This is a genomic window from Curtobacterium sp. B18 (assembly GCF_000333375.1).
GTDB lineage: Bacteria > Actinomycetota > Actinomycetes > Actinomycetales > Microbacteriaceae > Curtobacterium.
On the sequence record NZ_BACZ01000294.1, the window covers coordinates 1 to 12120 of the forward strand.

At 71.7% G+C, this 12120-nt stretch carries 11 protein-coding genes and 1 pseudogene; 7 read left to right on the forward strand and 5 right to left on the reverse strand.

The genetic code is table 11. The features are described 5' to 3' along the window. Positions 1–19 precede the first annotated feature (19 nt). Positions 20–460: a YbaK/EbsC family protein gene (locus I5E_RS07750; RefSeq protein WP_031261832.1), complete on the forward strand. Its 441-nt coding sequence runs from the start codon at positions 20–22 to the stop codon at positions 458–460. Continuing rightward, complete coding sequence (locus I5E_RS07755) at positions 460–1377, forward strand: pentapeptide repeat-containing protein (protein ID WP_022906476.1); 918 nt, start codon at positions 460–462, stop codon at positions 1375–1377. Before I5E_RS07750 ends, I5E_RS07755 begins: the two co-directional genes overlap by 1 nt. On the opposite strand, the gene rsmA is transcribed toward I5E_RS07755, so the two are convergent. From rsmA to rsmI, 4 genes and pseudogenes are all read right to left on the reverse strand, one after another. After that, a complete protein-coding gene (gene rsmA, locus I5E_RS07760; RefSeq protein ID WP_022906477.1) occupies positions 1322–2173 on the reverse strand; it encodes a 16S rRNA (adenine(1518)-N(6)/adenine(1519)-N(6))-dimethyltransferase RsmA in 852 nt (283 codons plus the stop codon). The genes I5E_RS07755 and rsmA overlap by 56 nt on opposite strands. Beyond that, positions 2173–3080, reverse strand: a pseudogene (locus I5E_RS21405) (TatD family hydrolase). The gene rsmA and the pseudogene I5E_RS21405 overlap by 1 nt, the downstream one beginning before the upstream one ends. Continuing rightward, a complete protein-coding gene (gene metG / locus I5E_RS07770; RefSeq protein WP_031261835.1) occupies positions 3077–4654 on the reverse strand; it encodes a methionine--tRNA ligase in 1578 nt (525 codons plus the stop codon). Before metG ends, I5E_RS21405 begins: the two are co-directional and overlap by 4 nt. A gap of 121 nt (positions 4655–4775) precedes the next feature. Further along, positions 4776–5597 (reverse strand): 16S rRNA (cytidine(1402)-2'-O)-methyltransferase, encoded by an 822-nt coding sequence (gene rsmI / locus I5E_RS07775; RefSeq protein ID WP_022906479.1) that lies wholly within the window; start codon positions 5595–5597, stop codon positions 4776–4778. Between the two features lie 65 nt (positions 5598–5662). Here rsmI and I5E_RS07780 point away from each other — a divergent pair, with 65 nt between their 5' ends. Then, on the forward strand, positions 5663–7294 hold the full coding sequence (locus tag I5E_RS07780) for a dolichyl-phosphate-mannose--protein mannosyltransferase (RefSeq protein WP_022906480.1): 1632 nt from the start codon (positions 5663–5665) through the stop codon (positions 7292–7294). Between the two features lie 144 nt (positions 7295–7438). Here the strand turns inward: I5E_RS07780 and I5E_RS07785 are convergent, their stop codons facing one another. After that, positions 7439–8086: a TetR/AcrR family transcriptional regulator gene (locus tag I5E_RS07785; protein ID WP_022906481.1), complete on the reverse strand. Its 648-nt coding sequence runs from the start codon at positions 8084–8086 to the stop codon at positions 7439–7441. A gap of 166 nt (positions 8087–8252) precedes the next feature. Between I5E_RS07785 and I5E_RS07790 the strand changes: the two genes are divergently transcribed. The 4 genes from I5E_RS07790 to I5E_RS07805 form a co-directional block, all read left to right on the forward strand. Continuing rightward, positions 8253–9794 (forward strand): MFS transporter, encoded by a 1542-nt coding sequence (locus tag I5E_RS07790; RefSeq protein WP_031261838.1) that lies wholly within the window; start codon positions 8253–8255, stop codon positions 9792–9794. Positions 9795–10273: 479 nt separating this feature from the next. Then, entirely contained in the window at positions 10274–10834 is a 561-nt protein-coding gene (locus I5E_RS07795; protein ID WP_022906483.1) for an MOSC domain-containing protein, read from the forward strand. 78 nt (positions 10835–10912) lie between these two features. After that, positions 10913–11788: a sulfurtransferase gene (locus tag I5E_RS07800; protein ID WP_022906484.1), complete on the forward strand. Its 876-nt coding sequence runs from the start codon at positions 10913–10915 to the stop codon at positions 11786–11788. Between the two features lie 104 nt (positions 11789–11892). Next, positions 11893–12120, forward strand: a 228-nt coding sequence (locus tag I5E_RS07805) for an NmrA family NAD(P)-binding protein (RefSeq protein WP_031261840.1), incomplete at its 3' end; no start/stop codon positions are given.

The window sequence follows — 12120 nt, forward strand, 5'->3', positions numbered from 1 at the left end:
TCGCCTCGCACGTCAGCGCATCGTCGCCGAAGCCGGCATCGACGCGATCGCCCGGGAACTCCCCGACTCGACCCACAGCGCCGCGCAGGCCGCCGCCGCGCTCGGCACCGAACCGGGAGCGATCGCGAGCAGCCTGCTGTTCCTGGCGGACGGTGCACCCCTGCTCGCGATGACCTCCGGTCGGCACCGGGTCGACACCGACCTGCTCGCGGCCCAGATCGGCGCGACCGAGCTCACGATGGCCACCGCGAAACAGGTCCGCGAGATCACCGGGCAGCCGATCGGCGGCGTCTCCCCCGTCGGCCACCCGGCCCCGATCCGCACCGTGGTGGACGAGGCGCTTCGCGAGTACGACACGATCTGGTCGGCCGCGGGGACCGCGAACAGCGTGCTCCCCCTGACCTTCGAGCAGTTGCTGTCGCTGACCGGTGGGACGGTCGCCCGGGTCAACGACCACTGATGACGACGCGGACGCGTGTCGAGCTGGGACGACGCGAAGACCTCGGCGCCGACTGCGCGAACTGCTTCGGCCTCTGCTGCGTCGCCCTGGCCTTCACGCGGTCCGCGGACTTCCCGTTCGACAAGGACGCCGGCGACCCGTGCACGAACCTCGACGACGCGGACGGCTGCCGGATCCACCCGCACCTGCGTGAACGGGGTTTCTCCGGCTGCACGGTGTTCGACTGCTCGGGGGCCGGGCAGAAGGTCTCCCGGCACACCTTCGCGGGCCGCTCGTGGCGCGACGACCCCGAGACGCGGCGGTCCATGTTCGCCACGTTCCCGATCGTCCGACGACTCCACGACCTCCTGCGGTACCTCGACGAGGCGATCACCCTCGTGCGAGCGTCACACGACGAGACCCCGTGGGTCCAGGCGTTCGAGCACGTCCGTCTGCTGAGCGACGGGGCGCCGGCAGACCTCGCCACCCTCGACGTCGACGCCGAGTACGACCGTGCCCGCCCGCTCCTGCTCGAGGCGAGTGCGATCGCACGGGGACGGGGTCCGGTCGGCGCCGACGGCCAGCGGGTCGGTCCGGGGACGGACCTCGTCGGCGCGGACCTGCGTGGGGCCGACCTGCGCGGGGCGACGCTGCGCGGGTCGCTCGCGATCGCGGCGGACCTCCGGGGTGCCTGGTTGGACCGCTGCGACCTGCTCGGCGTGGACCTCCGCGACGCGGACCTGCGCGGCACCGGCCTCTGCGGAGCACTGTTCCTCACGCAGATGCAGGTCAACGCGGCACGGGGCGACGCGGCCACGGTCCTGCCGGCGGGGTTCCAGCGTCCCGGGCACTGGAGCCCGACGGCCGATGCGACCGACGGGGTCACTCCCCCGCGGCGAGCACCGTCCGGCCGAGCCGCACGAAGTCGTCGGCGCTGAGCATCTCCCCACGGGCCGTCGGGTCGACCCCGGCGGCGGTGAGGAGTTCCGACGCTCGGGCACTGCTGCCGAGGACGCCGGACAGGCTCTGCCGCAGCATCTTCCGCCGCTGCTGGAACGCGCCGTCGACGAGCGCGAAGACCTGCGCCCGCAGGGCTTCGTCCCCGGGGGGCTCGTGCCGGTCGAACCCGACGAGCACGCTGTCGACGTTCGGCACCGGCCAGAACACCTGACGGCTGACCTGTCCGGCGATCGACCACGACCCGTACCACGCGGCCTTGACGCTCGGCGCCCCGTAGACCTTGCTGCCGGGTCCCGCGGCGATGCGGTAGCCGACCTCGGCCTGCACCATGACGAGCGCGCGTTCGATGGACGGGAAGGTCGCCAGCAGGTGGAGCAGCACCGGGACGGAGACGTTGTACGGCAGGTTCGCGACGACGTGCGTCGGCGACTCCGGCAGGTCGGTCGCGGCGACGGTGAGGGCGTCCTGGTGGATCACGCGGAGCCGCGCGTCGGGCTGCATCGTGGCCACGGTCGCCGGGAGCTCGGCAGCGAGGCGACCGTCGATCTCCACCGCGGTCACCGAGGCGCCGGTCTCGGTGAGACCGAGCGTCAACGATCCGAGGCCGGGCCCGATCTCGAGGACGGCCGAGTCGGCCGACACCCGGCCGGACGCCACGATGCGCCGGACGGTGTTGGCGTCGTGCACGAAGTTCTGGCCGAGCTTCTTCGTCGGGGTGACGTCGAGCCGGGCGGCGAGGTCCCGGATCTCCGCCGGGCCGAGGAGCGTCGCCACTAGCCGTCCACCGTCACGGGCTCGGCGTCCCACGCACCGTAGACGAGCTCGGTGTTCGAGGCGATCTGTGCCGCGAGCATCGAGGCGTCGGTCCCGAGGGTCTCGGCCATCGACCGGAGCGTGAGCGGGATGAGGTACGGCGCGTTCGGCCGGCCGCGGTACGGCGTCGGGGTGAGGTACGGCGCGTCGGTCTCGACCATGATCAGGTGACGCGGCGCGACGTGCAGGGCCTCGCGCAGGGGTGCGGCGTTCTTGAACGTCACGGTGCCGGCGAACGACATGTACCAGCCGCGCTCCGCACAGAGCCGGGCGAGGTCGGGGCCCCCCGAGAGCAGTGGAACACGGTCTTCTCGGGAGCGCCGACTCGGTCGAGGACCCCTCGACACGCGTCGTGCGCGTCGCGGTCGTGGATCGTGAGCGCGAGGTCGTGCTCCTTCGCGATGCGGATGTGCTCCTCGAACGAGCGGACCTGGGCGTCGCGGCCGTCCTCGCCCGTGCGGAAGAAGTCGAGCCCGGTCTCGCCGATCGCCCGGACGCGGGGCAGCGCCGCGAGCCGTTCGATGCCCGCGAGGTGCTCGTCGAGCAGCCCCTGCTCCTGCAGCGACGGCGCTTCGTTCGGGTGGAGCGCCACGGCGGCGAGGACCCGGGGCTCCCGTGCTGCGATGGCGGCCGACCACTCCGACGTCGCGAGGTCGGTGCCGACCTGCACGACACCACGGACACCGACGCTCGACGCCCGGCCGAGGTGCTCGCGGTAGTCGAGCGCGCCGTCGCCACCGTCGGCGATCTCCATGTGGGTGTGGTTGTCGTACACCGGGACGACCAGCGCCTCGGGCAGCGGCGGGTAGGTCAGGTCCCGCTTCGACCCGTCGCCGTCGCCCCGGGAGCGGAGGTGCGCGTCGGTCACGCGGCGCCCTGCTCGGACTGCTCGATGCGCGGGAACAGCCCGCTCTCGAGCGGGACCACGGTCGACGCGCCCTGCCACTCCCACGCGCGGTCCACGCGCTGCTCGGTGATGGAGCCACCCGCACCGATCGCGGCCCAGAGCTTCTCGGTCGCCTTCGGCATGACCGGCGACAGCAGCACCGCGACCGTGCCGAGGCCGCGGAGCGCGGTGGACAGCACGGTTCCGAGCCGCTCGCGCTGGGCGTCGTCCTTCGCCAGTGCCCACGGCTGCTGCTCGGTGATGTACCCGTTCAGGGCGTCGACGAGCTCCCACACCGCGGCGATGGCCTCGTGCGGGGCGAACGCCGCGATGGCCGCGTCGGCACGCTCGGTGACCGACACCGCGAGGGCGTCGATCGCCTCGTCCGACCCGGTCAGCGCGCCGCGCTCGGGCACCGCGCCGTCGAAGTACTTCTGCAGCATCGCGACCAGGCGGGACGCGAGGTTGCCGAACCCGTTCGCGAGCTCGGCCTGGTAGCGGGCGGAGATGTCCTCCCAGCTGAAGTTGCCGTCCTGCCCGAAGGTGATCGCGCGGAGGAAGTAGTAGCGGAACGCGTCGGACCCGAACGTGTCGGTGATCTCGGACGGCGCGATGCCGGTCAGCTTCGACTTGGACATCTTCTCGCCGCCGACGAGCAGCCAGCCGTGCCCGAACACGCGCTCGGGGACGGGCAGCCCGGCGGCCATCAGCATCGCCGGCCAGATCACCGCGTGGAAGCGGGCGATGTCCTTGCCGACGATGTGCACGCTCGGCCACAGGCGCTGGAAGGCCTCGTCGTCGTCGGTGCCGTAGCCGAGCGCCGTGACGTAGTTGAGCAGGGCGTCGAACCACACGTAGAGCACGTGGTCGTGGTCCCACGGGATCTGGATGCCCCAGTCGAAGCTCGACCGCGAGATCGACAGGTCGCGCAGGCCCTGCTTCACGAACGAGATGATCTCGTTGCGGACGCTCTCGGGCTGGATGAACAGCGGGTTCGACTCGTACAGGTCGAGCAGGCGCTGCTCGAAGTCGGACATGCGGAAGAAGTAGTTGCGCTCGGCCAGCACCTCGACGGGGATCGAGTGGATCGCACAGACCTGCTGCCCCTCGTACGCACCCGTGCCGGGCACGAGGTCGCTCGGCTGCTTGTACTCCTCGCAGCCGACGCAGTAGAAGCCCTCGAACTCGCCCGCGTAGATGTAGCCGTCGTCGTACAGCTTCTGCAGGAACGCCGTCACGCCGCGCTCGTGGCGTTCGTCCGTCGTGCGGATGAAGTCGTCGTTCGCAACGTCGACGGTGTCGAGGAGCGGCTTCCACGCCTCGGTCACGAGCCGGTCCGCCCACTCCTGGGGCGTGACGTCGTTCGCGGACGCCGTGCGGAGGATCTTCTGCCCGTGCTCGTCCGTGCCGGTCAGGAGCCAGGTGTCGTCGCCGCGCTGCCGGTGCCAGCGCGCGAGGACGTCCGCGGCGACCTCGGTGTAGGCGTGCCCGATGTGGGGCACGTCGTTCACGTAGAAGATCGGCGTGGTGATGCTGAACGAGGACCCGTCGGACATGCGGACCATCCTACGGGCGCACCGGTGCCGCATGACGCGCCCCGCGCGCCACCTGTGGAGAACCGGACGGGAGGCGCGGTGCGCGTCCGGAGCCGCGCCTCCCGGCCCGTGACGCTCGCATCTACCGCGCCGCCAGCGCACCCTCGTAGAGGTCGCGCTTCGACAGTCCCGTCGCGTCCGCGACGGCCGCCGCCGCCTCCTTCATGCGGGACCCGGCGGCGACCCGCTCGAGCACGAGCCGGACCCCGTCCTCGATCGTCGTCACGTCGAGCGCCCCGGTCGACCCCTCGACGACGACGCAGATCTCGCCGCGCACCCCGTCGGCCGCCCACGCCGCGAGCTCCGCGAGGGACCCGCGCCGGACCTCCTCGTGCAGCTTCGTCAGCTCGCGGCAGACCACCGCGCGCCGGTCGTCGCCGAAGCCCGCGGCCATGTCGGACAGCGTGTCGGCGAGTCGGTGCGGGGACTCGAAGAACACCATCGTGCGCTGCTCGCCGGAGAGCGCGGAGAACAGCCGCCGCCGCTCACCGCCCTTGCGTGTCGGGAACCCCTCGAAGCTGAACCGGTCGGTCGGCAGGCCGGACACGGCGAGCGCCATGAGCACGGCGGACGGCCCCGGCAACGCCGTCACCGTCACCCCGGCGGCAGCGGCGGCCTCGACGAGGGGGAAGCCGGGATCGCTGATCGCGGGCATGCCGGCGTCGGTGAGGACGACGACGTCCTCGTCACGGGCGAGCTCGACGACCTCGGCCGCCTTCGCGCGCTCGTTGTGCTCGTGCAGGGCGATGAGGCGGGGGCGGTTCTCGATGCCGAGCGCCCGCATGAGGTGGATCGCGGTGCGGGTGTCCTCGGCGGCGACCACGCTCGCGTTCGAGAGGGTCTCGACCAACCGCCTGGAGGCGTCGCCGAGGTTGCCGATGGGCGTTGCTGCGAGCACGATCACGGGACCATTGTGGTCGCCTGTGCGCGCCAGCGCGGACATGGCGTCGATCCGTAGGATGCTCTGCGATGACCAGCGCGCTGACCGACGACCGCACCGCCGTCCCCGACGGGCCGGTCGGTTCCCGTCTCGACGACTGGTGGGGGCGCACGCTCTCGACCGCCAGGCGCGTCGCACTGTGGCGCTGGGCCGGGCCGCTCGGCGTCACCCTGCTGGCGGCGGTGCTGCGGCTCGTCGCGCTCGGCCACCCGCACTCGCTCGTGTTCGACGAGACCTACTACGTCAAGGACGGCTGGTCGATCGTGCACCTCGGGTACGAGGGCACCTGGCCGGGCAACCCCGCCGACGACTCCCAGCCGACGACGGACCAGCGGTTCGCCGACGGGCAGACCGACATCTTCACGAACGCCGCCGAGTTCATCGCGCACCCGCCGCTCGGCAAGTACCTCATCGGCCTCGGCATGCTGCTGTTCGGCGCGGACAACTCGTTCGGGTGGCGCTTCGCCGTCGCCGTGCTCGGCATCGCGACCGTGTTCCTCACGGCCGTCATCGCCCGCTCGCTGTTCCGGTCCACCCTCGTCGGCACGCTGGCGGGGTTCCTGCTCGCGGTCGACGGGCAGGCGATCGTGCTGTCCCGCGTCACGCTGCTCGACGGGATCCTGACGTTCTTCGTCGTGCTCGGCTTCGGCGCGCTGCTGCTCGACCGACGCTGGACGTCCAGACGACTCGACGCCTGGGTCGCCCGACGGACGGCCGCCGGACGCGACACGCTCTGGGGACCGGTGCTGTGGTGGCGGCCGTGGCTGATCGCCATGGGGCTGGCGCTCGGCCTGGCGACCGCGACGAAGTGGTCCGGCATGTACTTCCTCGCGTTCTTCGCGGTGTACTCCGTGCTGACCGACATGATGCTGCGGAAGCGGGCCGGCATCGAGTTCTGGTCCTCGAGCGCGTGGCTGCAGCAGGCACCGGTGTCGTTCCTGCTCACCGTGCCGATCGCCGCCGTCACCTACGTGGCGTCGTGGACCGGGTGGTTCGTGTCGAAGGACGGCTGGGACCGGAACTGGATCGCCACGGGAGGCGAGCGCTGGACCGGCGTGCTGTCGTGGGTGCCGGACAGCCTGCAGAACTGGTGGCACTACCAGTCCGAGATCTACGGCTTCAACATCGGCCTGCACACCCCGCACTCGTACCAGGCGAACCCGCTGCTCTGGCTCGTCATGCAGCGCCCGACGTCGATGTACTACGTCGGCACGAACGCGGGCCAGGACGGCTGCACGGCCACCCGCTGCGGCGAGGCGATCACCGGCATCGCGAACCCCTTCGTCTGGTACGCGGCGGTCGTCGCCGTCGTGGCGCTGCTCGTGCTCTGGATCCTGCGCCGGCGGTGGGAGTACGCGTTCGTCCTGATGGGGGTCGCAGCGGGGTACCTGCCGTGGCTGCTCTACGTGGACCGGACGGTCTTCCAGTTCTACACGATCGCCTTCGAGCCGTTCATGGTCATGGCGCTCGCCGCGACGATCGGGTTGGTGCTCGGACGACGGGACGACCCCCGGCCACGGCGGACGCGTGCCGTCGTGTGGGTCGGCGTGTACCTGGGCGTCGTGGTGCTCGCGTCGGCGTACTGGCTGCCGATGTGGACGGGCATGCAGGTGCCGTGGGACTTCGTCCGGTCCCACTACTGGCTGCCGAGCTGGCTGTAGCACGCGACCACCCGTCGGCCGGGAGGCGCGGGTCGGCCCCGCACCGCGCCTCCCGGCCCGGACGGGGTCGTGTCCGGGCCGCGCGCTGGTGCGCGCGGCGGGGCGGTGTCAGGACCGCGCGCTGGTGCGCCCGGCGGGGCGGTGTCAGGACTGCGCGTGCAGGGCGCGCTCGATGGACTCGCGGTCGAGCGGGTCCCCGAGCATGGGCGCGTCGGGGGTGCCGGGCAGCACGCCCTCGATGAGGACCTCGGCGTAGCGGCGCCATGCGTTCGGGTCGTGCGCGCGCGTGGTGTCCGCGACGGCGCCGACCATGGAGGTGAGCATCGGCAGGTCGCGGTAGTCGAAGCCGACCCGCACCACGCCGGCGTCCCGCGCACGACGGATGATCTCGGAGACCTGGGTCTCGAGCCGGTCGCGCTCCTGCACGATCGACGGACGGGACTTCCCGGCACGCACGATGGCGTCCGCGAGGGCACGGTCGCGCGCACGGAACTCGAACACGCCCATCAGGTACACCCGGAGGGACTCACGCGGATCGGACTCGTCCGCAGCACGTGCCGCGGCGTCGTTCATGGCCTCGAACTTGGTGGCGAGCAGCGCCTCGATCAGGGAGTCCTTGTCGGCGAAACGGCGGTAGACCGTCCCGACGCCGACGCCGGCCTCGTGCGCGATGTCGTTCAAGGTGACCGACAACCCGCGTTCCGCGAAGCACTTGCGTGCCGTCTGCAGGATCAGCTCGCGGTTGCGTGCTGCGTCGGCGCGGAGGGGGCGCTCGAGGTCGGTGGTGCTCACGTCACCGAACCTAGTTGAACTTTCTGGGAATAAGCGGATGCAGACCTTCCGTTTCGGTCTACACTGGTCGCAAGCGGATGCGTCGCATCCGCTTCACCCCCTCCGCTCCAGGAGCGCCCGACGGCGCGTGCTCCGCCACCCCTCCACCTTCTCGAAGGAGGCTGCCGTGACGGCAGAACAGACCGTGCCGACCCCCACCGGGGCCGCACCCACGACTCCGGGCACCACGCCCGACAAGGCCGACCACCGCTGGATCGCCCTGGCGGTCATCGCCCTCGCGCAGCTGATGGTCGTGCTCGACGCGACCATCGTCAACATCGCCCTGCCCTCGGCCCAGGCGGACCTCGACTTCGGCACCGACCAGCGTCAGTGGATCGTGACCGCGTACTCGCTGGCGTTCGGCTCGCTGCTGCTCCTCGGCGGGCGGCTCGGCGACCTCTTCGGCCGCAAGAACACCTTCATCATCGGGCTCGTCGGCTTCGCCGTCGCGTCCGTGCTCGGCGGTCTGGCCGACTCGTTCGGCCTGCTCGTCGCCGCCCGCGCGCTGCAGGGCGTCTTCGGTGCGCTGCTCGCACCGTCCGCGCTGGGCATGCTCACCACGACGTTCCGCGACCCGAAGGAGCGCGGTCGCGCGTTCGGCATCTTCGGGTCGATCGCGGGCTCCGGTGCGGCGATCGGCCTGCTCCTCGGCGGGGTGCTCACCGAGTACGCGTCGTGGCGCTGGTGCCTCTACGTGAACGTGGTCTTCGCGGTGCTCGGCGTGATCGGTGCCCTCGTGTTCATGGCGAAGCCGCCGAAGGTCGAGCGTCCGCGCATCGACGTCGCCGGTGTCGTCACGATCACGGCCGGCCTCGTCGGCGTCGTCTACGGCTTCTCCAACGCCGAGACCAACGGCTGGGACGCCCCGCTCACCATCGGCATGCTCGCCGCCGGCGTGGTGCTGATCGCGGCGTTCGTCTTCATCGAGACGCGCGTCGCCCACCCGCTGCTGCCGCTCCGGGTCGTCCTCGACCGTGACCGCGGTGGTTCGTTCATCGCCATCGGCCTCGTCGCGATCGGCATGTTCGGCATCTTCCTGTTCCTGACGTACTACCTCGAGCAGACCCTCGGGTTCAGCTCGCTGCAGACGGGCCTGGCGTTCCTGCCGATGCCGCTGTCGATCATGATCTCGGCGACGCAGATCGGTGGTCGACTGCTCCCCCGCGTCGGTCCGAAGGTCCTCATCTTCGCGGGTGGCCTCGTCGCGGCGACCGGGCTGCTGCTCCTCCTGCGCACCGACCTCGACAGCTCGTACGCGGGCACGGTCCTGCCGGCGCTCGTCGTGATCGGTCTCGGCATGGGCACGATCTTCTCGTCGGCGATGAACACCGCGACGACCGGGGTCGCCCGGGCCGATGCCGGTGTGGCCTCGGCGACGGTGAACACCATGCAGCAGATCGGCGGCTCGATCGGGACCGCGCTGCTCTCGACGATCTTCGCCGACGTCGTGGCGAACAGCCTCTCCGGGCTGACCGCGGCGCCGACGAAGCTCCAGCAGGCGCAGGCTGTGCTCGACGGCTACCACGTGGCGTTCGGCATCTCGGCGGGCGTGCTCGTGCTGGTCGCCCTCGCCGGTGGGCTGCTCATCAACCGCCAGTCGGTCCGTTTGGCGAAGCTCGAGCGCGCCGGCGCAGCGACGACCGGGAGCATCCCGACCGCCGCGCACTGACGCACCACTGCTCGACATGGACGGCCCGCCCTGGTTCCCCGGGGTGGGCCGTCCGTGTGTGCTGGCAGGGGTTGGGGCGTGGCGGGTAGCGGGTGGCGGGTGGCGGGTGGCGGGTGGGCCGACGCTGACGCTGACGCTGCTGACGCCGAACGACATCGTCGACGTCGTACGAGAGCGACGTCGTCGCTCCTTGCACACGCGGGCAATCGTCGGCCGGTGCGAACGACATCGTCGACGTCGTACGACATCGGGCTTGTCGCTCCTTGCACACGGGGGCAATCGACGGCCGGTGCGAACGACATCGTCGACGTCGTACGACATCGGGCTCGTCGTTCGAGGTCCGCACCCGGGCGGCCACCGCGCGCCCGCCCCGGGTCGACCGCGATCTTCGACGACCCGCGCGTGGATCGACTCGCGGAACGTCGCACTCCCCGCGGGAACCACTCGCGCCAGGGCACGATCCGCGCCAGGATCGAGGGGTGACCGACCACGAGCAGGACCACCCCGTCGTCGTCTCGGTGAGCCGCGACACCGACCACCACTTCAGCAAGCCGGTCGTCGACGAGGTCGTGCTCGTCGCGGGCTGGGGCATCGAGGGCGACGCACACGCCGGCACCACCGCGCAGCATCGGTCGCGGGTCGCCCGGGACCCCTCGCAGCCGAACCTCCGCCAGGTGCACCTGCTGCACACGGAACTGTTCGACGAGGTCGCCGACGCCGGGTACGCGGTCGCACCGGGCCAGATGGGCGAGAACGTCAGCACCCGTGGGATCGACCTGCTGCGCTTGCCCACTGACACGCTCCTGCACCTCGGCGACGACGCGTGCGTGCGGGTGACGGGCCTCCGGAACCCGTGCCAGCAGATCAACGACTTCGAGCCCGGCCTCCTGCGTGCCGTCCTCGGTCGCGCCGACGACGGCTCCGTCGAGCGGAAGGGCGGCGTGATGGCCGTCGTGGTCACGGGCGGCGTCGTCCGACCGGGCGACCGCATCCGCGTCGAGGTCCCCGCGGGCCCGCCGGAGCCGCTCCAGCCCGTCTGACGACCCGCGACACGACCTCGTTGCGTCGTGTGTCCGTTTCCCTCGCACACGTCAGGGGTCCCAGTTATCGTGTGCGCCATGGCCCCCGTCCTGACCTCGCCGCTCGTGTCGACGCAGTGGCTCGCAGACCACCTCGGTGCTGACGAGCTCATCGTGCTCGACGCCTCGGTGCACACGGCCGGGACCGGACTCCAGACGACGTGGCAGACCGCACGGGACGCGTACGAGCAACGCGGGCACGTGCCCGGTGCGCGGTACGCCGACCTCGTCGAGGCGTTCTCCACGCCCGACGCCCCCGTGCCGTTCACCCGCCCGGACGCCGAGCGGTTCGAGTCCGCCGCCGGCGAGCTCGGCGTGACGAACGGCTCGACGGTCGTGGTCTACGACGACAGCGTCGGCGAGTGGTCGGCACGCCTGTGGTGGATCTTCCGCTCGTTCGGCTTCGACTCGGTCGCGGTGCTCGACGGTGGCTTCACGAAGTGGCGGGACGAAGGACGCCCGGTCCGCGTCGGCGCGCTCCGGACGGCTCCCGCCCCGACCTCGCAGACGGCCGGGGAACCCGCAGCCTTCCTCGCCGGCGAGGAACGTGCGCTCTGGGCCGACCACGACCGGGTCCTCCGCGCCGTCAGCGGCGACGAGCCCGCGTCGCTCGTCCTCGCGGCACCGGAGTCCGCGCTCGGCACCGAGCACCCGCCGATCGTCCCCGGCAGCACGACGGTGCCCGTGGACGCCATCGTCGACCCGACGACGAACGCGTTCCTGCGGCGTCCCGCGCTCGAGCAGGCCTTCGCATCGGTGCTCGACGCCGACGAGATCGTCACCTACTGCGGGATCGGCAGCGCCGCGTGCGCCGATGCCCTCGCGCTCACGGTGCTCGGCCACGACAAGGTCCGGGTGTACGACGGGTCCCTGCTCGACTGGTGGCGCCGCGAACCCGAGGCACTGGCCTCCTGACCCGGCGTCCGCACCGTAGCCCCGCTGCCGCACGGTCCGCGCGGCCCCCGCACCGCAGCCCCGCTGCCGCACGGTCCGCGGCGCGCCCGGACTACCGTTGACGCATGAGCACCAGACGCGCGGTCGTCCTCGGCGGTACCGGCGGGATCGGTTCGGCCGTCGCGCGTGAGCTCCTCGACGTCTCGGGGCGCGGCGGTGACGACTGGCAAGTGGACGTCGTCGCCCGCCGCGGTGGCCCGATGGCCGACACCCTCACGGTAGCGGGAGCGACGTTCGTCCCCGGTGACCGCCGGGACTCGACGGTGCTCCGCGACCTCCTCCGTCCGGGAGCC